The organism is Methanomethylovorans sp. PtaU1.Bin093 (assembly GCF_002067275.1).
In the GTDB taxonomy this organism is placed as follows: Archaea; Halobacteriota; Methanosarcinia; order Methanosarcinales; family Methanosarcinaceae; genus Methanomethylovorans.
Genome location: NZ_MVQX01000054.1, coordinates 1 through 20,703 on the forward strand (window position 1 = coordinate 1; position 20,703 = coordinate 20,703).

The 20,703-nt window shown below is 43.8% G+C and carries 20 protein-coding genes and 2 tRNA genes; 6 read left to right on the forward strand and 16 right to left on the reverse strand.

The features are described from left to right. Positions 1 to 116: 116 nt before the first annotated feature. The 6 genes from A4E24_RS05920 to A4E24_RS05945 form a co-directional block, all read right to left on the reverse strand. Positions 117 to 473, reverse strand: a complete 357-nt coding sequence (locus A4E24_RS05920; RefSeq protein ID WP_292352364.1) for a Fic/DOC family N-terminal domain-containing protein — start codon at positions 471 to 473, stop codon at positions 117 to 119. Between the two features lie 254 nt (positions 474 to 727). Then, positions 728 to 988: a type II toxin-antitoxin system RelE/ParE family toxin gene (locus tag A4E24_RS05925; RefSeq protein ID WP_292352365.1), complete on the reverse strand. Its 261-nt coding sequence runs from the start codon at positions 986 to 988 to the stop codon at positions 728 to 730. Positions 989 to 993: 5 nt separating this feature from the next. After that, positions 994 to 1,233 carry a DUF2683 family protein gene (locus A4E24_RS05930; RefSeq protein WP_292352366.1) on the reverse strand — a complete coding sequence of 80 codons (240 nt, stop codon included), beginning with the start codon at positions 1,231 to 1,233 and terminating at the stop codon, positions 994 to 996. A gap of 549 nt (positions 1,234 to 1,782) precedes the next feature. Then, positions 1,783 to 1,855 (reverse strand) — tRNA-Asp (locus tag A4E24_RS05935). Between the two features lie 63 nt (positions 1,856 to 1,918). Continuing rightward, positions 1,919 to 2,029: transfer RNA gene (locus A4E24_RS05940), tRNA-Tyr, on the reverse strand. 149 nt (positions 2,030 to 2,178) lie between these two features. After that, complete coding sequence (locus tag A4E24_RS05945; protein WP_292352367.1) at positions 2,179 to 3,375, reverse strand: methionine adenosyltransferase; 1,197 nt, start codon at positions 3,373 to 3,375, stop codon at positions 2,179 to 2,181. A gap of 302 nt (positions 3,376 to 3,677) precedes the next feature. Here A4E24_RS05945 and hisG point away from each other — a divergent pair, with 302 nt between their 5' ends. Genes hisG through hisB form a run of 3 tightly spaced genes read left to right on the forward strand, consistent with a single transcriptional unit; the run spans position 3,678 to position 5,913 of the window. Further along, on the forward strand, positions 3,678 to 4,532 hold the full coding sequence (gene hisG / locus A4E24_RS05950; RefSeq protein ID WP_292352497.1) for an ATP phosphoribosyltransferase: 855 nt from the start codon (positions 3,678 to 3,680) through the stop codon (positions 4,530 to 4,532). A gap of 9 nt (positions 4,533 to 4,541) precedes the next feature. Further along, positions 4,542 to 5,285 carry a 1-(5-phosphoribosyl)-5-[(5-phosphoribosylamino)methylideneamino]imidazole-4-carboxamide isomerase gene (gene hisA / locus A4E24_RS05955; RefSeq protein WP_292352368.1) on the forward strand — a complete coding sequence of 248 codons (744 nt, stop codon included), beginning with the start codon at positions 4,542 to 4,544 and terminating at the stop codon, positions 5,283 to 5,285. A gap of 52 nt (positions 5,286 to 5,337) precedes the next feature. Further along, on the forward strand, positions 5,338 to 5,913 hold the full coding sequence (gene hisB, locus A4E24_RS05960; RefSeq protein ID WP_292352369.1) for an imidazoleglycerol-phosphate dehydratase HisB: 576 nt from the start codon (positions 5,338 to 5,340) through the stop codon (positions 5,911 to 5,913). Between the two features lie 19 nt (positions 5,914 to 5,932). Here the strand turns inward: hisB and A4E24_RS05965 are convergent, their stop codons facing one another. The 9 genes from A4E24_RS05965 to A4E24_RS06005 form a co-directional block, all read right to left on the reverse strand. Further along, complete coding sequence (locus tag A4E24_RS05965) at positions 5,933 to 8,050, reverse strand: helix-hairpin-helix domain-containing protein (RefSeq protein WP_292352370.1); 2,118 nt, start codon at positions 8,048 to 8,050, stop codon at positions 5,933 to 5,935. A 12-nt stretch (positions 8,051 to 8,062) separates the two neighbouring features. Continuing rightward, the gene (locus A4E24_RS05970; RefSeq protein ID WP_292352371.1) at positions 8,063 to 8,914 is read right to left on the reverse strand and encodes a DUF4130 domain-containing protein; all 852 of its coding nucleotides are present in this window, start codon (positions 8,912 to 8,914) and stop codon (positions 8,063 to 8,065) included. Continuing rightward, a complete protein-coding gene (locus A4E24_RS05975; RefSeq protein ID WP_292352372.1) occupies positions 8,905 to 10,047 on the reverse strand; it encodes a radical SAM protein in 1,143 nt (380 codons plus the stop codon). Before A4E24_RS05975 ends, A4E24_RS05970 begins: the two co-directional genes overlap by 10 nt. 98 nt (positions 10,048 to 10,145) lie before the next feature. Further along, complete coding sequence (locus A4E24_RS05980; RefSeq protein ID WP_292352373.1) at positions 10,146 to 10,703, reverse strand: ArsR family transcriptional regulator; 558 nt, start codon at positions 10,701 to 10,703, stop codon at positions 10,146 to 10,148. 141 nt (positions 10,704 to 10,844) lie between these two features. Further along, positions 10,845 to 11,834 carry a TIM barrel protein gene (locus tag A4E24_RS05985; RefSeq protein ID WP_292352374.1) on the reverse strand — a complete coding sequence of 330 codons (990 nt, stop codon included), beginning with the start codon at positions 11,832 to 11,834 and terminating at the stop codon, positions 10,845 to 10,847. A 492-nt stretch (positions 11,835 to 12,326) separates the two neighbouring features. Continuing rightward, positions 12,327 to 12,500 (reverse strand): hypothetical protein, encoded by a 174-nt coding sequence (locus A4E24_RS05990; RefSeq protein ID WP_292352375.1) that lies wholly within the window; start codon positions 12,498 to 12,500, stop codon positions 12,327 to 12,329. A gap of 470 nt (positions 12,501 to 12,970) precedes the next feature. Continuing rightward, positions 12,971 to 14,143 carry an adenosylcobinamide amidohydrolase gene (locus tag A4E24_RS05995; RefSeq protein ID WP_292352376.1) on the reverse strand — a complete coding sequence of 391 codons (1,173 nt, stop codon included), beginning with the start codon at positions 14,141 to 14,143 and terminating at the stop codon, positions 12,971 to 12,973. Between the two features lie 234 nt (positions 14,144 to 14,377). Beyond that, positions 14,378 to 15,808, reverse strand: a complete 1,431-nt coding sequence (locus tag A4E24_RS06000) for an MATE family efflux transporter (protein WP_292352377.1) — start codon at positions 15,806 to 15,808, stop codon at positions 14,378 to 14,380. Beyond that, positions 15,801 to 16,262: a MarR family winged helix-turn-helix transcriptional regulator gene (locus A4E24_RS06005; protein WP_292352378.1), complete on the reverse strand. Its 462-nt coding sequence runs from the start codon at positions 16,260 to 16,262 to the stop codon at positions 15,801 to 15,803. Before A4E24_RS06005 ends, A4E24_RS06000 begins: the two co-directional genes overlap by 8 nt. Positions 16,263 to 16,402: 140 nt before the next feature. On the opposite strand from A4E24_RS06005, the gene A4E24_RS06010 reads away from it, so the two are divergent. Next, a complete protein-coding gene (locus A4E24_RS06010) occupies positions 16,403 to 16,666 on the forward strand; it encodes a bacteriohemerythrin (protein ID WP_292352379.1) in 264 nt (87 codons plus the stop codon). A 122-nt stretch (positions 16,667 to 16,788) separates the two neighbouring features. Here A4E24_RS06010 and A4E24_RS06015 read toward each other — a convergent pair whose 3' ends face one another. Next, positions 16,789 to 17,697, reverse strand: a complete 909-nt coding sequence (locus A4E24_RS06015) for an ABC transporter ATP-binding protein (RefSeq protein ID WP_292352498.1) — start codon at positions 17,695 to 17,697, stop codon at positions 16,789 to 16,791. Between the two features lie 139 nt (positions 17,698 to 17,836). Between A4E24_RS06015 and A4E24_RS06020 the strand changes: the two genes are divergently transcribed. Both A4E24_RS06020 and A4E24_RS06025 read left to right on the forward strand, forming a co-directional pair. Then, positions 17,837 to 19,609 carry an ABC transporter permease gene (locus tag A4E24_RS06020; RefSeq protein ID WP_292352380.1) on the forward strand — a complete coding sequence of 591 codons (1,773 nt, stop codon included), beginning with the start codon at positions 17,837 to 17,839 and terminating at the stop codon, positions 19,607 to 19,609. Beyond that, positions 19,602 to 20,702, forward strand: coding sequence for an ABC transporter permease (locus tag A4E24_RS06025; protein WP_292352381.1), 1,101 nt, complete (start codon positions 19,602 to 19,604; stop codon positions 20,700 to 20,702). Before A4E24_RS06020 ends, A4E24_RS06025 begins: the two co-directional genes overlap by 8 nt. Position 20,703 lies beyond the last annotated feature (1 nt).

Here is a 20,703-nt window from a genome sequence, read left to right on the forward strand (position 1 = left end):
TCCTCAATAAATTTTACGATTTTATTTTGCTTTAATTTTGATTTAAAAACCAAATAGGCTGTACTTTTGTTAGGGGGTATATTATACACCTATGATAATCTAAAAAAGGATGATTATTACTGCAATAGAGAGGAAATCTCAGAGGACCCTAAATTTACAACTTCCTTCATTTTGCTGATATCTTCTTTTGGTACAAGGTCCGCTTCAAATTCCAGAACTCCTTCAAGGGATGCCTGCGTGCCTTCGATATGTGAACTCAGAAGAGCTTCTTTCTTAACGTACATTGCAATGAAAAGGTCCGGGTTTGGTAGAACCGAGGTGATTCCGTCCAGCCTGGCAAGATTTCTATCGCCTTTGAAAAACAAATGAAGTTCATCATCATATTGGATAAGAGTCTCTGGTAGCAATTCCCTAGGTATGAAGGATCTGTAATCTTCAGGCGTCAATACAAATTCCCCGGCTCTGTTATTCATAAGGCAACGATCCTTTACTAAGAGTTCACTTACATAGTTTAAGTGAATCATCCTTTACTTAGAATAACAACAGTCAAATCGATCTCTTGTCATCCGAGCATGAGCACGACTTCAGGCGCGCATATGCTCCAATCCTATGATAAAGGGCTGTTGTGCTAAGCGCAGCGCAGAAGGACAGCCCGTCACATAAGACAGCAGACCAAAAAGAAGAGAGTTTGAGATCCTGTAAAGAAGACAAAAAGGGAAAAGTGGTTTTAATAGATGTTGTCGTGATGATCGTAGTCTTCAAGGATTACTGCCTGTGAGTCTTCATCTATTGAAAAAACCAGAACGAAGTGTTTATCGATATGTACTCTTTTGAGATGATTCATAGGAGCCCTTAGATTCTTGTATCGATGTGGATTTTCTAAAATCTCAGAGACCTTAGTTGAAATAATCTCAAGTTGTTTTTTGTTCTTCTTAGCTAACTTTTCAAATTTGCTATCGAGCTCTTCCTTGATTATCAAATTGTACATAAAAATCAAAGGTTGTATCGTTTACGGAAGTTCTCAGCGGTGCCTACTTCGATAGCTTTTTGGCTCTCTATTCTTTTTAGTTTTTCAATATACTCAGGTTTTAACGCAGGCTCCAAGATCTCTTCTTCGTACTCAGCTGCCATTAAATCAATAGCTTCGCTCTTGTTTTTCAAATCGTATTTTGCTTTTATAATATTCAAAATCCGGTTTGTACGGTCATCAATGTTTATTATCGCTTGAACCATGTATTAATATTGTGTTAATATTGTATTAATATGTATCTCTTTTTTAATGACAAACCTATTTTCCCCGGTAGTGTCCTCCATTTTGCTGTAAAATAGGATATTCCCGTACCGAATTAGAATATTGCGAACAACTAGGAAGGTACAGCACCATGGATCTATATGACTTAGAAGGGCTATTGTTCTAAGCGCAGCGCAGAAGTACAGCCCTAACTAAACCTAATACTCATCATTACGCCTTATTTTATTTCTATTTTTAAGATAATTTAAAATGTATCTATCCCTCCCACACATATCTAAACTTTGTATGTCAAACTTCAATGAATACAATATAAGGCAGATGGGCCCACTTTTCCAAGTTTAATCCAAAAAAGGAACCTTTCGAACTTGAAAACAATTCTTTGTTAGATTCACCATACTTTGCATTACGCTTCCTGAGGATCTAACTTCCTATCAATGTTGTAAAGTGTCATGCCCTTTCACTCCGCTTATGCTTTAAAAGAGTCTATCTGCGCGAAGTGAAAGCAATTAGGCATCGAACTTAGAATATAACGCCCGAACCGGGATTCGAACCCGGGTCGAAGCCTCGACAGGGCTTCATGATAGGCCACTACACTATTCGGACGCTGTGTTGAGAGCACCCCTAAAAGGGAGTTTTTGCATTTAAACCTTTCGTTGGGGTTTCAGGTCCCGCCTCCCAGACTCGAACCGGGGGCATCGCGGTGCCTGCGCGGTAATGTGTGACTGACGTCACATGACCATACTACAGCCGCGCACTCTACCACTGAGTTAAGGCGGGACAACGCGATTGATTTTGGAGGATATACCTCACGGGTATCACACTGATACGCATCATACTACTTAGCCTTTTCGGAAAAAACATCTCTGAAAGATCATCGAAAACGGAGGGAAAGAAGGAGTGAGTACCCCTTCTTCACAAAAAGGACGTCAGAATGTGTCCAGCTCACCCTTTATGATCATCTTGGTTATGTCTGCCACGTTGGCAAGGCCTTCATCGATTATGGCGTTTGCTTCTGATTCGATAGACGCGAAATGTGCTCCCTTCTTCGGGATGATCTGAGCGCTTGCCACCAATGGCTGGTCTATGGGCTGTCCGATCTGTGAAAGTATCCTTATGTAGACATCCTCAACATCAGGGACTTCCTTAACGATCTGCCTTGCCATCCTTGTGGAAAGGAGGTTGTAAAGCTTACCGATGTGGTTGATGGGGTTCTTACCGCTTGTGGCTTCCATGCTCATGGGTCTGTTCGGAGTGATCAGACCATTACAGCGGTTACCTCTGCCCACAGAACCATCGTCACCCATTTCCGCAGAAGTGCCCGTGACGGTCAGGAACACAGATCCATGGTCATAATTATCTGCGGTGTTGACATAGGTATTGACCTTCCTGTCAGTGTATTTCAGTGCCAGGTCATGGACGTAGTTGTTCATCTGCTGTTTGATGCTGATATAACCGTCCATATCATCAATATGCCTGCCTACCATGGCACAGCCCACGGTGATGGTGATCTCATCGCCATCTCTCATACCCATGACCTTGATATCCGTGCCTATGCCGGGGATCTTCTTCTTCAGGTCATTGATGAGCTGTCTCTCAGTGTTATAGACAATGTTCTCAAGCTCTGAGAACGGAGCATGGCCCACACCAAAGGAAGTATCGTTTGCAAAAGGCACTCTGTCCTTTCTGAACACATCCCTCAGGTCCGAGGAGCCTGTACCAAGCTTACAGTCTATTATAATATCCCTTTCCAGGTCCATATCCACAATATGCTTCCTCAGATATTGCCTGGCGGCTGAAAGTGCTACAGCATCTGTAGGGATCTCCACACCTTCGAACTCTTTGGTAGCTCTGCCCACAAGTAAAGTGTATATGGGTTGTATGACCTCTCCGCCACCAAATTTGGGGCAGGAGCGACCTGCAACTATCTGTGTTTCATCAGTATTGTGGTGCAGTACAGCTCCACACTTTTTAATGTACTCAGCACATAAAGCACGGCTCACTGCCTCAGAGAGACCATCGGAAATGCTGTCAGGGTGTCCAATACCCTTTCTCTCAACAAGTTCGATCTGCTGTCTGTTGACAGGAGTTTCCGTCAAAGGTTCGACCTTGATGTTCCTGATCATTCTAATCCTCTTTAAATTAGACAAATCCCGTTATTAACGCATTTTTATATTTCTAGGGGAATTTGTATAATAACTAATGCATAGTCATATTTAATACTAACCACATCTCGCATTACTCTCGATAATAATCAGGGTTCACAGGCAACTAGCAAAAATACAGTATCTACCGGACAAATTATAATATCAATTTCAAAGGCCATACAAGACAACTTATATCATAGAAGCATATGAAGGCTTATATCTCAGGAAAGTATTCCTCAGGTCAGTGATAACCCAGGAGAATGCAGCTGGAAGTAGGAACAATGATACGTATTGCAATACCCAATAAAGGAAGACTCCATGACCCAACCGTCGAACTGCTCAAAGAAGCGGGCCTGCCAGTACTTGAAGGAGGTACCAGGAAGCTTTTCGCAAAGACCACTGATCCTGATATCACCATCCTTTTCGCGAGAGCTTCGGATATCCCTGAATATGTGCAGGACGGAGCTGCCGACGTAGGCGTGACAGGTCTTGATCTGATCAATGAAACGGGAGCGCAGGTCGAAATGTTACTTGACATGGGTTTTGGAAGAGCGAATCTTGTACTTGCTGTCCCGGAAGAATCACCCTTTAAGGCACCCCAGAGCCTGGAAGGTAAAAGGATAGCCACAGAGTTCCCCAACATCACATCAAGGTATTTCAAGAACCTAAGTATCAATGTCGAGATCATTAAGGTCAGCGGCGCCTGCGAGCTTACACCACATGTCGGCGTTGCAGATGCCATAGTGGATATCTCAAGCTCTGGAACCACACTTGCAACGAACCACCTCAAGATGATCGATAAGGTATTCACCTCTTCTGTTTATCTCATAGCTAACAAAAAGACCAGTGCAAACAACTCCAAAGTGGAACAGATAAGCACCTCCATCGAAAGCGTGCTAAGGGCAAAAGGCAAGCGTTATCTCATGATGAACGTACCCGAGTCAGCCCTGGAAGCTGTTAAGCAGGTACTTCCAGGTCTTGCCGGTCCCACCGTCATGAAAGTCGAAGCCTCAAATTCCATTCTTGCAGTACATGCTGTGATAGATGCCGATCTCATCTTTGCCACAGTGAACAAGCTAAAGGCCGTAGGGGCAAAGGATATACTTGTGGTGCCCATCGAAAGGCTCATGCCATGAGGTCATAGCATGGAATTCGAAGTCATTCCCGCAGTGGATATGAGGGGCGGCAAATGTGTCCAGCTGGTCCAGGGAGTTCCAGGAAGCGAAATGGTCTCACTGGATGATCCCGTGGCTGTTGCACTGGACTGGGTAGCACAGGGAGCAAAGACACTGCATCTCATCGACCTCGACGGAGCACTGGATGGAAAAAGGGTCAATGCGCCTATTATCGAAAAAATAGTGAGTGCGGGTAAAAAAAGGGGAGTGATCATCCAGATAGGAGGAGGTATCCGCTCTTTTGAAGACGCCGCACATCTCCTTAAGCTTGGAGCAGACAGGGTCATACTGAGCACAGCAGCATTGCGTGAACCTGAACTTGTTAAAAGGCTTGCCGATGAGTTTGGAAGCGTACACATCAATGTGGCCCTGGATTCAAAGAACGGAAAAGTGGCCATAGAAGGATGGAAAAAAATCTCTGAATTCACCGCAGTAGCTATGGGAAGAAAGTTCGAAAAGCTGGGAGCAGGCACTCTGCTATTCACTAACATCGATACCGAAGGTCTCATGAAGGGGGTAGATCCAGAACCTACGGCCGAACTGGTGAAAGCTGTAAACATACCCGTAATAGCCTCAGGAGGCATCACCACCCTTCGGGATATACTCACCATAAGGGCAACCGGTGCATGCGGAGTAGTTGTGGGCAGCGCATTGTACACAGGCAAATTCACATATCCGGAAGCTCTTAATATCCTTAAAGAGCGGCAGAAATAGCTGATATGAACTTATATAGTTTAGACATGTACATTTGATTGGTGTGAATCTTATGAGGAAAGCAACTATCTCCCGCAAGACCAAGGAAACCGACATACAGATGGAGCTCAACCTGGACGGGAGCGGTATTTCCGACATTTCCACAGGTATAGGTTTCTTTGATCACATGCTGCACGCGTTCTCAAAACATGGCAATCTTGACCTTGTGGTCAAAGCCGAAGGAGATCTCATTGTAGATGACCATCATCTCATAGAGGACACAGGGATTGTACTGGGGCAGGCAATAGCGCAGGCGCTGGGAAACTGTGCAGGCATATCCCGCTTTGGAGAGGCAAGGATCCCTATGGACGAAGCTCTCGCTTCGGTGGCCCTTGATATGGGAGGCCGCAGTTATCTAGTACTGGATGCTGCTTTTATCTCTCCGAAGGTAGGGGATTTCAGTACGCAGATGGTGAAGCACTTCTTCGAGTCAGTGGTGAACAATGCCAGGATCAATATGCATGCCAGTGTATACGGAGACAATGACCATCATAAGATAGAGGCTCTTTTCAAGGCCTTTGCATATGCCCTGCGCAGAGCCGTAGCAGTGGAAGGCGGCGGTATCAAGAGCACAAAGGGTGTGCTCTGACCCCATTTTTCATTTTATTTCAGAATTTACTTTTCAGCCTCTCATAAAAGACCTGTTCATTTCCGTTCGTTCTGCGCAGGAGTCTTTCTACTATCAGTTCGGGTGTGCTCCTTGCCACATAATTGTAACGCGGAGTACGATCCACTATTAGATTAAGGTCACAGTCCAGGCCACTTGCCTCTATGCCATCGACCCTCACATCGGTTTGCGTATTTTCCATAATGAGTCCGGACAGATGTGACACGAATATGGCCAGGCTTTTTTCGTTCTCTGCAAGCATTTCCAGTATACCTGAGATTATCCTTGCAGAAGCACCTGGTTCTGTTATAGATTCCAGCTCATCCACAAGTACTATCTTCCCTGAACCATCGGCAACAACTGAAAAATCGATTAGCGTTGTTTCAAATGCACCTGCATCAAGAGTACCCTTGGATTTTGCAAAATAGTAGAAACCCTCGGTCAGTCCAATTTCCATATCAACGGCTGGTACAGGAAAGCCCATATGGGTAAGGATGATGCATTGTGCCAGCAATTCCAGAAGTGATGTCTTCCCTCCGGAATTAACACCACTCAGAAGTACTATCCTGCTCTTATCTCCACCCGGACTAAAAGATGTTGCACCAACAGCGTAATCTATTGGCACAACCGTACCATGCCTGGATCTGAGGAAGAGGTTCTCTGCATCTTTAAAACCTATTCCAGTTCCTTCTATTAGCCTGGGGAGGGAAAGACCATACTCAGAAGCGAAACATCCGATAGTAAAACCTACATCGAAATCCAGTACCTCTTTTACCATTTTCCGGGTGCTCTCACGCAGATCCACTAGTGAACGCGCAACGTGCCTCTTATGCTCTATCTTTCTTTTTTCTATCTTTTCTTTTACATACTGCTTCATGGCAGTGACCTGTGTCCTGTCAGCTTCCACCGGATGGCTGATACTTTGAGGGAATAGGGCATCCAGGAAAAGTATCTCTTTCTTTTGCAGGGAGAGGGCTGTGCAAATATTCTTTCTGGCTTTTTCGATAACTGAAACATAATTATGCCGCAATTGGTTCTCAAGCACCGACTTTAGTTCACTGCTGTCGTGCATCATCCTCAGCATATCCTGACCGCTGAGGACCAACTGGCTTTCCCGGAGAGCATTTCCAAGCTCCTGATCTGCATAGGCATTTGCATTCGCAACTGCAGTATCGATCCCTTCAAGTATCATTGCAAGGCGGTCTATCTCAGGGTCTGTCCCTGTCCGCACATCACCGTTCTCATCTATCATGCAAACGGCTTTTTCCAGCTTATCTAGAATCGCATCGTCCACTTCCTGCAGGAAGGTCATACCAGCGATCCTGATCATGCGGGTGACCTGAAGGGAACTCTCTATGATACGCAGATTCCTTGATACCTGAGATATCTCATTTTCGGGAACTATCTTCCAGTCTTCGCAGGTTTCCAGTTCAGCAATTACCTCGATCTCCACATCCTCAGGTAGCTCACAGGAGAATAGTTCGTCATCTGCTGCTATGACATGAGAATATCCCCTTGCCGAATCCACGATATCGGTGAGGGAACTCACAAGATGCACATCCAGATACTCTCCAAACCGCTTTTTTATTTTTTCAAGTTTCTTGGTATCAGTGGTAAGTATCACCCTGTCTCTCACTCGCACAGGTTTTAATTTAAGGTTAAGTGGTTTCACACACCCCAGTGAACATAAAAAGCTTTCATTTCCCCTGAGCATGTCAGCATGTTCTATATGTTGTGCCACTGAACTCCGTATAGATTCTATCCTGTCCCTTCTGGATGCCGGATAAGGGAAAAAGGTGTGTATCTTCTCCCTGGCATAACCTGTATGCGCAAAGAGCTTGATGATATCCAGTAACCTCTCGTAGATATCCATAGCCTCCCGCGTTTTAAGGAAGTCCTGTACCCTGACACCTTCTATCCTGGAACTTACCTCCTGTACCAGAGATATCGCATATCTCTGACCCACGCCTTCCATACATGATATGGTTGCCACATCACCGCTAAGGATTGCTTCAAGGGCATTCTGTTCGGTGCCGAAGTGTTCTATGAATCGTCTGGCCATTTTTTCCCCGATGCCGGGGATGTCATTCAAGGAACGTATGCTGTCTTTGTGTTTCATGCTCTCACGTACTTACATTTCAAAGAAATCTCCCAGTTTACAGGGAGATATTCCCCGTTCCACCTTGTACCTGTCCTTCATAGACATGCCACTGACAGAAGAAGCTGCTTTGGGCTGGAACTTCTTAGCCTGTTTTTTATTTCTTCGGCTGTCTATCATCTGGGAATCATAGTATACATCCCATAGTTGCTCCACTTCGTCGGATATTTTTATAGCCGCCAGATCTCCTAAGAATGAAGGAGTAACGACCACGAACCTGTCAAGACCAAAAAAATCCCCGTTGCCGATCCATGCTTTATCTCCATGCACCACAGCCACCGGAAGGTCCGGATTCTTTTTCGCCAGCCATCTACAGAACATATCTTCTATCCGATGTTCCGGTTTGATATCGGCTGTAAGTATCCCTTTAACAAAAGAGGGCCTTGCGAACATGCAAAGTCTGTGATAGGAAAGACTTACCTCTCGCATGTAGCGATAACATCTCTTTTGCAGTTGGGTCTTGCCTGAATAGAGGGAAGTTACGTTCTCAGATGAACTCAAAGTTCTAACAAGCTCCGAAGGCTCACAATTTGCATGTCTGAGCACCAGATCTATGTAATGTATGGGATCAGGTTCTTTCCTGCGGGAAAAACTTACGTGCCGATCCCAGTGTTTCCCAAAGGCACTTTCTGCAAGATCTGTTATTGGTGCAGGTTCAAAGCCAACAAGTTCAATATCCCTTTCTACTCCTGCAAAATCGATCATTCTTCGAAGTTCTTCCAGACCTTCGGCATACATCAGGTGTGCATCTGGCAACTGCCTCAGTTTCAGGCAGGCAAGCAACACTCCCTCCACAGTTGTCCTAAAGCCTATTATCAGGAACATGCCTCCATGAATGCAGAAAGATTTGTCTGGCAACGACCTTTTATCTTAATGTAAGGTCTTGCCCTTGTAATTACCACGCCCATGCGGGCAAGTTCCTGCTCACAGTTAAAAGGCCTGGCTTGTATGATCCGGCTGGCACTCACAGGACCGATTCCTGGGACCAGCAGCAATTCCTGCAAACTTGCATTGTTGACATCTATAGGGAACATCTCAGGATTGCATTGGGCAAGCAGGATCTTAGGATCCCGGTCTTTAAGGAAACCTGTATCTGTGTAGATCTCGTCAAGGTCCTTTGCCTTCAGTCCGTAATCCTTGAGCAGGTAAGATGTCTGATAAAGTCTTACTTCCCGCCATTGAGGTGAAGGAGCATTATGTTCAAGAGGTGTATCAGGCACCGGATCAAAGCTCATGAAATAAGGTCTTCTTAGGTCGTATTTGTCCATGAACTTGTCTACGGTTCGTACTATTTCCCGGTCAGATTCAGAAGCAGCACCCACAACGAACTGGGTGTCGTTTGCACCTATGATACGTCCTCCGTAACCAACCTCTTTTCTTTTTTCGATTATGAGCTCCTTTGTCCATTTCAAACGCTGGAGGACATCGTTGCTATAATCAAAATTAGGGCATACCTCAGAATAGTTGATACTGCTGGTAGTCTCGGCATTGACCCCGAACTTGTTTGCTACATCGGCTATCTCTTCCAGCAGGTACTTTGGTGTCCCTGGCATGAGTCTCATGTGTATGTATCCCTGGAAACCCTGAGCACGCAGTTTTCTGGCTACCTCAAGCTGTTTTTCGGACGTGTTTTCAGCATCACCTATTACTCCCGAGGAAAGGAACAAACCTTCGATTGCATTTCTCCTGTAGAATGACCATGTGATCTTTACGATCTCCTCCGGGGACAATGACACTCGAGGTGTATCTCTTTCGCACCTATTTGGGCAGTAGGTACACTCGCCTGAACAATAATTAGTGAGCAATGTCTTATAAAGCTGGATACATCTGCCATCGGGAGCAAAAGCATGGCATACAGCACTCTGGTTACAACTATCATACTTAGTACCTGAAGCCAGGTAACGCATTCGCTCCATGAGGGTTTTATGGGCTTCACCGGGAGTTTTCACATGGCTCACAATGAAGTGACTGACAAATAAATATAAAACAGGAATGTAAGCGATGTGAAAGTATTACGATGATATGGAAGCATGATCCGTCCGCACCAGCGTAATGATCACTCTTCATCCTTCACTTTAACATATATCTTTAATTTAGTAACAGCTTCCAGTTTCTTCCATTCGACAATAGCATCCTTTTCGAATTTACAGTTCTTAACTGTCTTATCAGGAAGTTTGCCGTCAACTTCATACACAAAGAAACCATCTTCACCATTGGTGGACACAACATTCTCAAAATCATTGTCCTGGCGTACTTCCACTACAGCTACTTTTTTCAGGGCTTCCAGCAGAGTTGTACCCTTAGGTACTTCTATAGTTTTAGTGGGCGCAAGTATGTCCAGCGCGGAAATGATGTTCTTGTTATTTAATTTCAATACATGGGTTTTTCCATACACTTTACGCTCTATCAGTTGAGCATCTTCGAGGATAGTAGCATGCTTCGCCGCAACCGGAACAGATATATCAAGTTCCCTTGCCAGTTCAGAGATGTGCATCTCACACTCACACAGCTTTTCAACCATCTTCAAGCGTGTATCGCTGCCCAGAGCACTGAATACTTTAAGGCGTTCAGTGTTGTTGAGGTCTTGAGGGTCATTGTTATCAGATGGGCTCATATATATCAAACGTATCTTTTATACATATATAAAATATTCCCCTTTAATATCTTACTGGAGCTTATATCTCATCTAAATGGAACACAAATGTAAAGCTCATTTTTGATTATAGAAGTACAAAACATATCCTGTATGATCTTTTTATCTATCTTCCCCACACAACGCCCGTATCTGTGTTCTAAGCTTCCATTCCAGCTCAGGCAGGTTGCTAGTTTCAAATTCATGGGTAAGGAACCGCGGCTTAACAAAATCTACTATCTCCCTGCACCTCTCATCAGTAAAAGGCATATGCTGGTCTATTTTTGACACGTGTTCCATGACAGCGATAAGCCGTTCATGGAAAGAGAGGTCATAATAATCCGCAGGTACACCATTTCTTGCTACTTGCATCTGATAATCACCTGAGAGGCTGCAATGGAAGTGCATACCTTCTATCCTGTCAATAATATCCTCCGGATACCTTGCCAGCACCTCAAGCACTGAACCAATTGCATGTTTCTCATCAGTGCAATTCATAATGGCATTCATCAAATGCCCTGTGTCAAGCGTAAAAGCCCAGTTCCCGAATTCAAGGGAATCTATAAAATGCATTGTTGCAGCAGTATCAAGCAGGTTAAGGCCAGGCCACCAAAGGTTCTCAAAAAAGAGTCTCACAGGTGGCTCTCCTCCTGGAAGAAGTGATACTGATCTATTTAGAAACTCTGCTGTGGAATCCATAACTTCCATATCAGATACTCCGAAATCCCGGGTGAACACATGATCCAGCTCCACATAAGCAACATGGAAAACCCCGTATTCAGCATTCACTGATGCAGCATTCTTAAGTGCATTTATGAAGTTGGCGATCATATCCTGACGATCATGCCCTCCGAATAGGAAAAATTTCTCATTTTCATCCATATCCTCATGAAACGCTTTTTCATCTACCCATGCCCGGTGCCTTCCCATCCAGTAGGGCAAATGCACTCCTTTGACTACCCCGTAAGGAAAATCAGGAAGAGGAGTGTGATCCACAAAGAGCTCTACACCGTCCAGCCCATGAGTACGCAGGAAAGACTCTATGTTGTTCCAGTCATTTTCAAAACGTGACAGATCACTCTCATGGAGGGAGAAGTTCATTAAACTCTTCATGAAACCACCGAGTAATTCATTTCTTTATATACCTCGTATAAAAGAAGTATGGACTTGATCTTTATTATATATGATGTATAAAGGCGCTGCGCAATGATTACGCAGTATTGTGATATATACTATAATGTTTCAGTGTTGAATAAATAAGATTTTCGATACGAATCGGTTTCGAAAACCGGACTCTTTCTTCTTTGGGAGTAGAATTAAAACAAGATAAATATCAAAGATACTGGCAAAATTAAAAGGGCCGTGTGGAGTGGATATCAATTATTACTGGGGGTGGATTAATTAATTCTTGTTCTGGTGAGTGGCACACAGCCCAATCATAACCTATAGTATATAGGCTATCTTCACTATTAACAATTGAGTTTAATCCATTTTAGCTTTATGGTGCCTTGCATATTTGATAAGAAATAACACCTATGAAAAAGATGCATCTGATACGCATTGCTATCCAGTAACGGCGGAGTACAAGAAAAGTTTGGGATTGTCTCACTCAGCCGCAAGCAGCGAAGCATATTCATCTTCACCAAAGGCTTTCCCATCTATTATTGTTCGGATCCTGTTCAGCTTGAAGCAGTTGGGACATCGGCGGATGAACTGAATGCTGGTGATAACTGCATGGAACTCTTTCTGGCAATTGTAGCAAGTTACGACTATGTTCATTCTTACCCCCTATAGAAATAGGTCTTGTGAGGAAATAAGGATTTCAGTGTAAGTTCACTAAATAAAATACGCAGTTCTAGAAGTCATTAAATGTTGTCTGCAAAGCTATAGACGTATTTATTTGTAGAGAATCTAGTAAAAACAACATTATAACAAAAATCATTCCCAAAAGTATCTGCACCGATTTCCCTGGTACTTATGTGGTCTTTGAAATGTCAGCATTATTGCATATCCATACCAATTAGTATATAAAAAGCTATATATGGGTTTTATAGTGTAACACCGAATCTTTAAAACAAATAAGTACTAAAATCACGATACATAGACACTGATCAAAGGCAAATCTGTTTCAAACAAATGGTTAACAACTATAAATGTACATCCTGTATCACTACCAAGGTGACGAATTCATTAATTCCTTAATGTTAAAACCTCATAATGGTGTATGGACCTACAGTGTATAAAATGGTCTAGGACCATTTTTCCCCCATGGTTCCATTCTTCACCAGCCAGGCTGTCATGTAAACCAGGTTATCTATAATGCTGTCATAATCATTCAACAAGTTCTCAGGTGGTTTTTGATTGCTTTGCAGTATATCGGGAAGCTGTCTGATCAGAGCAAGAGCAGCTTCCCGGGCTGAAGTTTCAGGCAGCAGACCCCAGGAAACCTCATCAACAAGATGTGTGATTGCAGATGTTGCTGCAACCAATAAAGGGTTAACAGCTAATTCTCTCAGGTCTTTCAGAAAACGCATTTTACGGTTATCTCCTGCCATGTGTGAAGCCACATTCCAGCAATATGCTTCATCCACCCCGAACCTTTCCAGCCTCAACAGCATATTGCGCTGGGAAATAGGCGTAAGTTCCGACTGCTTCTCAAGTGCTCTCTTGGTAGCTTCGATCACGCACTTCCCTATAAGCTCGCCTAACTTGGAATGCTTTCCTGCATCTGTGAGCTTCAACGGGCTTGTCATATCGCAGACCACAGCTATCATATCCGTACCGGAACCTGTGGCTATACCCTCGGAATACCTGCTTGGGACCATCAGTTCCTGTAGGGCTGCAGTCTTTGCTTCAGTAGCGGTCATGATGACTCGGGACATTGTATATTCCGGCAGGTCTGCATTTATTACAATGATGATATTGATAGTTCCATTTAATGGGAAATGACTTCCGTTCTCTTGGTAGTATGAAGCCGGATCGCCTACCCTGCCTCCGTTGATCTCCACACCACCTGTTATGATAGCAGTAACTTCAAGGCCCCTGAAGCCTTTACTTACTATAGCAACATTCATCATATTCGCAGCAGTCAGCATACCAGTGCTTTTTAAGGGATTAAAGCCCAATTTTGCAGCAAGCAGGGAAAGGTAAGCTGATACGTCTCCACCTTCCAGTTCCTCTCCCTTCTTAACACCTCGGGGGATCTGGTTATTGATGATGCATTCCAGATCTTCGCGATAACCTCCGTTCAGCCATGAGGTTGTAAGCGTACGTCTACGTGCGGGAAGTTTCACAACTATGGAGCGATCCTGCCTGTATATTTTTTCTCCAGCCGGAAGTTCCAATAGCATCTGTAGAGCAGTTTCTTCCTCTACTTCGGGAGGCTTTTCACATTTTTCATTTGGACGGGACCCACTGTGCATGATCATCTACCTTGCAAAATAAAGAACCTGTGCAAAGGTTGTGAGTATTCCCTATAAATAGGTGATGTACCAGAGTCTAAAATATGCGAAACGATGAAGCAACACGACATCAATTGAAAGACGTTAATAGGTCTGTAAAGACCAGTAAAAAGGCAAAAGAGGAAGAAAAGAACGAACTGAAAAGGAATATGTTGGGCTTGTAGTTGAATTAATGGTCATTCCAATTTCCATGATCTATAACTCGCCATGGGCAACAGATAGCTTTTCAGGAACGTGCGCCTGCAGTTTGCGAACATATATATAAACCCATCCGAAGGTCATGAGAGATCCCAGCACATTTCCAAACACCAGTCCCCACCAGACACCTGTAAGGCCCATTCCGAGGTAGTAAGAGAACAGGAAGGCAAATAATGGTGTAAGTATGAGGGATCTGATTATTGTGGCAATAAGGGAGCTTGTACCTTTACCAGTGCCCTGGAACAACGATGAAGAAAGCAAGCCCATGGCAGTCGTGGGATAGAAAAGGAAAGCGATCTTAAGGAAGACAGTAATATCCTCAGTTATATGAGCAGACGATTCCGCCTGTGTGAAAACAGCAGCAATATAAGGTGCCAGGAAGAAAGTAAATATAGCAATTCCCGTTTCGATAATGATACCCACTTTTGTTGCATAAATGAGTACTGACATCAGTTTTTTGTAAGCACGTCCGCCATACACAAAACCTGATACGGTCATCACTGCAGTTCCAATTCCTACCAGCGGGGCTATAGCTATCATTACCACACGCCATCCCACAGCGTAGACAGCAACACCATCTGTATTGCTCACTGCAATGATAACAAGGTTCATAATGACCATTGTAAAGGCCATAGATAATTGCTGCATAGCTGATGGCAGGCCCACCTTTGATATTTCTTTAATGATACTCATATCCGGCCTGAAACCACGGAACTTGAAAGAAACATATGTGTCATTATTCAGGAACAGCCATTTGAAGATCATAGCTGCGGTTATGGCCAGTGAGAGCACGGTTGCCCATGCTGCTCCTTTTATGCCCAATCCAAAGGTGTAAATGAACAACGGATCTAAGACAATGTTCAGAACTGCTCCCAATACCATTGCATACATAGCACGTTTGGCATCGCCCTCGCTACGCAATATGGCACTTGCCACATTAATGAAGAATATGAGAATGCCACCGGCAAATACTATACGTCCGTAGTCCATGGAAAGACCTATTGTCTTACCTGCCCCTGCAGCCGCAAAGATAGGTTTTGCAAAAATGAACAAAGGTGCGCTGACCAGCAATGTCAGCACCAGCATAAGGACCATGCTGTGCACTGCAACATTGTCAGCAGCTTTTTTGTCTTTGGCACCCAGTTTTCTGGATATGGCCGACCCTCCTCCAAGGCCCAAGCCTGTGGAAAGTGCGATCATGCTCATGAAGAACGGAAACACAAAACCTATTGCTGCGAGGGCATCAGCACCCAGGCCTGAAACCCAGAAAGTATCCACCAGGTTATAGACTGTCTGCACGGACATGGCGAGCATCATAGGCAGACCCAATTTTAAGATAGCCTTCTTGGGATCTCCCATTAGTGTCCTCATCCCTGAGGTCACATGACCTGTTCTGTAGTTTTCACCTGTTCCTGGAATTTCATTCATCTGTGGTCTTCCTGATCTGATTCCGTTTCGAAATATTTACTCCAGCTCTCTGTATCATGTTTCTGAAAGCCAGTTCTTCCTCCTCAGTGAAACCTTCCAGCAGAATATCGTTCAGGTCTTTTGAAACAGCCCACATTATATGTTCCATCTCTGTCCCTTGTTCCGTTAGAAATACCTTGTATGCCCTTCTGTTATCAGGATCTACAACTCTGCGCACATATCCTGCACGCTCCAGCCGGGCAATGGACCTTGCGCTGGTTGCCCTGTCACATTTTAGAGATGTTGCAAGTTTTTCCTGGCTAATGCCATCCTCATGCAGCAGCAGCATGAGGAATGGGAACTGTGCATCACCTATCCCGTAAGGTTCGAGCTGACGTCCCATGAAGTTGCGGATGGATCTGAACAGATGGGATATATCTCTGCCAATAGATTCCTGTTCTCTTAGTCTGTCCATCTTCGCTGTTTCCTATTTGTTGCGTGCGCAATAATTGTATAAGGAACTAATAAACGTACCGCTGGGGTCTTAAGCTGCGAAGTAATGAGGTATCTAATAAAATGTCCCTTACTAAAAAATATATTAATTTTAGTGCTTAAATGAGACTTATAACTTGGTCTGAGAAATACAGTATGAACATCAAAGAGATAGATGATCAGCATAAAAAACTGGTAGAAATGATCAACGAACTACATGATACCATGAATCAGGCAAAGAGCAAAGAGACTTCTCTTATTGTCATCAATGAACTGGTTGCATATACACAGTATCATTTCTCTACTGAAGAAAAATACATGAAACAGTTTGGATACAGTGACCATGTATCCCACAAGAAGGAGCACGAAAAGTTCGTCTATAAGTAATGAATTATAAAAAAGAGCATGAGGCGGGAAAAGTGGGTCATAGTTTTGATATTTTAAATATCCTCAAGAACGGGCTGAACTGACAAGCTCCTTTATCATTTTTTGAACATCACGCTATATATTCAGCCATCTGTCCTGCTCAGGTCTACGCCCATAAGTTCGAGGAATACCTCTTCAAGGGCAGGCTCGATGGTACGCATTTCTATTATCCTGCCTCCGTTTGTGGCTACATGGCCTGTGATCTCATTGACCACATCCATGTCTGCAGTGACAAGCACGAACCTGTCTTCCAGACGTTTTACGCCTTGAATACATATGTCCGCAATATCTTCCAGCATAAATTCCAGACGGTAGAGAATTTTAGAATGATCCTTCCGTATCTGTGCAGCAGAGCCCAGTGTAACTTGCTTTCCATCTTTGATTATGAGGATACGGTCACAAAGGCTTTCCATTTGATACAGGTTATGCGCACTGAAAATAACGGTCTTGCCTCTTTCCTTTAGAGACCTTATATATTCGGTTATGAACCTGGATGTCATAGGGTCAAGCCCTGAACCTGGTTCATCGTAGATGATCAGTTGCGGGTCGTTTATGAGGGATCTTGCAATAGCAACCTTACGGCGCATGCCTTTGGAAAGGTCACCTATACGCTTGCCTGAGGCATTAAGCGAAAGATCGTTAAGAAGAGAGTTGATCCTTTGTCTGGCGATGTGTTTCTTAACATCGTATAGTTCTCCGAAAAAGAGTAAGTAATCTTCCACATACATGCCTTCGTAGAGAGGAGATTCTTCCGGCAAAAATCCAAGAAAGGATTTTATCCTTACAGGGTCCGCTGACATATCAATATCATTTATCCGAATACTACCTGCCGTAGGCCGTACCAGGCCGCTAAGCATTTTCAGGGTAGTGGTCTTTCCTGCACCATTTGGACCTACAATACCGAATATCTCGCCCTTTTCCACATTAAAACTCAGCTGGTCCACGGCAACAAAGTCACCATATTTCTTTCTCAGGCCATTCACTTCTATCATGTGCAAAACTAAAATAATACTTTAAATTATATATAATTACTTGGTATTCTGAATCCAATGGTACTTAATGTCTATTACAAGATTCAGGCATTGTGCAGGTTACATATCTATTAATATAATAAACACCTTATATATTTCAATGTCAGGCTGGTATACAGTTGCTAAATGGGAATTCCTCAGATCAGGAATGAAGTTCAGTCGCAGGGCCGTATTTGCGATCCTTTTCACATTACTGCTACTTGCAGCTGTATCGTATGCAGTATCCTTTACAGGCATGAATCTGGACCAAAAGATATACAGTGTTTTTTCTGCTTCCCCGCAGTTGAACAGTATCATAGAAGGTGATGAACGATTTTATGTGTTGAATGACGATGGTCATGATCCAGATATAACGATCGTGGAGGACCGTGCATACCTTTCAGGCACGAAAAAGTCAGTTGCAGCTGCCGATGCCCTGGAGAAGGTGTTCATTGACCACAGGGAAACTGTCCTTTCGTCGTACAACGATATTAACAACAGCCATCCTGTATGGGTTACTATCCATGACCTTGACAGGCCTGAGAGCTTCCAGGTACTGGGGGGTGCTACTCAGCAAGCCGGTCAGGTTTCGGATGCTGAGAATGAAAATGCAGATGTTGCCGGAGATTATAACGGAAACCCAGCCGCAGCTAAGCGAACTTCTCAAATTGTTTCGCCGGAAGAACTGGAAGATCTGGATAATAGTGGTTCGAAAACATTATTTGAGAGACAGACCATTGCCACACCTTCCAATTTTACGCCGCCCATACCCTTCACAGCAATACTCTACTCTTTCTTATTCATCTTTCCTATTTACTTTGTTTCTCAGTTCTATTCTTCCAGTATAATGGAAGAGAGGACCAACCGCAGATGTGAGTTGCTGCTCATGGCCCCTCTCAGGAGCAGGGACATAGTGCTTGGAAAAAGCATTCCATACGTGCTCGTTGCCATGGTTCTATTGTCAGTTATCTCCCTTTACATTGAAAGACCTTCGGACATCCATGAACTGAGAACATCCCTTGCAATGATAGGAGTGATATTTCCTGTACTCCTCCTGTTCTTTTCATTATCTTTCATTGCAGCAATATTTTCCCGCAGTTTCAAGGAACTGACATTCTCTATGGTATTCTTCTCCGTGATCGTTTCAGGATATGTGTTCTTTCCTGCAATGTTTGCAAATGTGCATGCAGTAAGCTCTATTTCTCCAATGACGCTCATGGTTAACTTGATAGAAGAGGGAAACATAAGCTTTGGGAAGTATGTCTTCTCCACATTACCTTTTTATCTCGTTGCGTTGAGCATCTATGGCTTTGGTACGGCGATCTTCCGGGAAGAGGACCTTTTCAGCCAGAAAACCATAACCGAAAAGGCTATAGATTGCATGGAACTGTTTCTCGCAGTACCTCTGGGTTCTGTATTTACCCTTAGCATCGTATCAATTCCTTTCGTCTACATGGCGCAACTAATGCTGATAGTGATGCTCTTCAACCTGCCTCTTCCTTATTCGATCATTGTAATGATAATACTCGCGGCTCTTGTGGAAGAAATAGCAAAATCCATAGGTATCTACACCATCATGAAAAGAGGATTAAAGTCAGTGAACCTGAAAACTGCCGGAATGCTTGCATTGCTTTCAGGTGGTGGATTCTTCTTTGGAGAGAAACTCGTATCTGTGATCACCCTTGCACCTATTGCCTCCTCAGCGTTCGGATCAGTGATGACCATGGGTACATTGCTCCTGATACCTTTGTTATTACATGTGACCACCACCATGATTACATCTCTGGGCGTGTACTTTACAGGTCCTCGATACTATGTATTTTTCCTGGTAGTTGCAACAGGAGTACATACCATCTATAATACTTACCTGCTACGGGGGCTTCTTTTTGGATAAGAACAAAGTGTGTCCGGGAAAGATCCTGTCCATTGCCAGAAGGGAATACAACGGATTGCTGCTTGAAAAGACATTCGTGCTTTCCTTGCTTGTACAGCTGTTCATTGCTTCTTTCTCTGCCTTCCTTGTTGTAGGCCTTACATCTTTCTATGACCCAATGGCGTTGCAAGGTATGCAAATGAAAGAATCAAAGATAGGGGTTATTGGAGATGGCGAAGGAGAACTCTTCAAATTGATGAAAATAAGTGATCTGGAACCAGTGAAATATGCTGATTTCGGGGAAGCGTATAATGATTTCTATGACCGGGAAATAGATGCTATAATACACATACCTAACGAAACGGCCGAAGGAAACAATCTGATCGATCTGGACATATATCTGCCCAGATCCGAACTGAAAGCAACGATTGTTTCACTACAGTTGAAAAAACCACTTGAGAAATTCGAGCAAAGTGTAAGGAGCATAAGGACTGCGCGGCTTGATGGCTACACACCTCTTAATATTCAGATCATGCGGTGGGATAAAGGTACATCTTCCAGTAAGCTGGAATTTATCTACGTGGCACTTCTGCCACTGCTGGTGTTCACTCCTGCTTTCATATCAGGCGGGCTTGTTATTGACATGATCACCGAAGAATTTGAGCGCAAAACACTGGATCTATTGCTCGCTTCTCCGGTATCTCTGCTAGATGTGGTTGGAGGAAAAACGCTGGTTGCAACTGCCATTTCACCTGTACAGTCTCTGGCGTGGATGTTACTGCTGGGACTTAATGGCATAGGTATCAATAACTTTACTCAGATCCTTTTAATAGTAGCTATTGTTTCCCTGATACTTGTCGTTGTGGGAAGCATAATAGCTGCCTTGTGCAGAGAAAGAGGGACGGCCCAGTTGTTCTATTCACTTGTACTGATACTTCTGTTCATGTCATCGTACCTGTATACCAATTCACCTCTTAACCTTGTTTCCAGGCTTGCGCTTGACAGCATTGGATATGTGGAAGCTTTTACATGGATAGCAGGATACATGTGCCTTGCTGTCCTGTTGTTATGGATGTTGACCAGCATCGTAGAAAAAGAACATATGAAGATCTGAT

Excerpts from the sequence above, each read along its gene's own strand:
- A4E24_RS05920 (WP_292352364.1), bottom strand. The coding sequence starts at position 473 with ATGAATAACAGAGCCGGGGAATTTGTATTGACGCCTGAAGATTACAGA.
- A4E24_RS05925 (WP_292352365.1), bottom strand. The coding sequence starts at position 988 with ATGTACAATTTGATAATCAAGGAAGAGCTCGATAGCAAATTTGAAAAG.
- A4E24_RS05930 (WP_292352366.1), bottom strand. The coding sequence starts at position 1,233 with ATGGTTCAAGCGATAATAAACATTGATGACCGTACAAACCGGATTTTG.
- A4E24_RS05945 (WP_292352367.1), bottom strand. The coding sequence starts at position 3,375 with ATGATCAGGAACATCAAGGTCGAACCTTTGACGGAAACTCCTGTCAAC.
- hisG (WP_292352497.1), top strand. The coding sequence starts at position 3,678 with ATGATACGTATTGCAATACCCAATAAAGGAAGACTCCATGACCCAACC.
- hisA (WP_292352368.1), top strand. The coding sequence starts at position 4,542 with ATGGAATTCGAAGTCATTCCCGCAGTGGATATGAGGGGCGGCAAATGT.
- hisB (WP_292352369.1), top strand. The coding sequence starts at position 5,338 with ATGAGGAAAGCAACTATCTCCCGCAAGACCAAGGAAACCGACATACAG.
- A4E24_RS05965 (WP_292352370.1), bottom strand. The coding sequence starts at position 8,050 with ATGAAACACAAAGACAGCATACGTTCCTTGAATGACATCCCCGGCATC.
- A4E24_RS05970 (WP_292352371.1), bottom strand. The coding sequence starts at position 8,914 with ATGTTCCTGATAATAGGCTTTAGGACAACTGTGGAGGGAGTGTTGCTT.
- A4E24_RS05980 (WP_292352373.1), bottom strand. The coding sequence starts at position 10,703 with ATGAGCCCATCTGATAACAATGACCCTCAAGACCTCAACAACACTGAA.
- A4E24_RS05985 (WP_292352374.1), bottom strand. The coding sequence starts at position 11,834 with ATGAAGAGTTTAATGAACTTCTCCCTCCATGAGAGTGATCTGTCACGT.
- A4E24_RS05990 (WP_292352375.1), bottom strand. The coding sequence starts at position 12,500 with ATGAACATAGTCGTAACTTGCTACAATTGCCAGAAAGAGTTCCATGCA.
- A4E24_RS05995 (WP_292352376.1), bottom strand. The coding sequence starts at position 14,143 with ATGCACAGTGGGTCCCGTCCAAATGAAAAATGTGAAAAGCCTCCCGAA.
- A4E24_RS06000 (WP_292352377.1), bottom strand. The coding sequence starts at position 15,808 with ATGAATGAAATTCCAGGAACAGGTGAAAACTACAGAACAGGTCATGTG.
- A4E24_RS06005 (WP_292352378.1), bottom strand. The coding sequence starts at position 16,262 with ATGGACAGACTAAGAGAACAGGAATCTATTGGCAGAGATATATCCCAT.
- A4E24_RS06010 (WP_292352379.1), top strand. The coding sequence starts at position 16,403 with ATGAGACTTATAACTTGGTCTGAGAAATACAGTATGAACATCAAAGAG.
- A4E24_RS06015 (WP_292352498.1), bottom strand. The coding sequence starts at position 17,697 with ATGATAGAAGTGAATGGCCTGAGAAAGAAATATGGTGACTTTGTTGCC.
- A4E24_RS06020 (WP_292352380.1), top strand. The coding sequence starts at position 17,837 with ATGTCAGGCTGGTATACAGTTGCTAAATGGGAATTCCTCAGATCAGGA.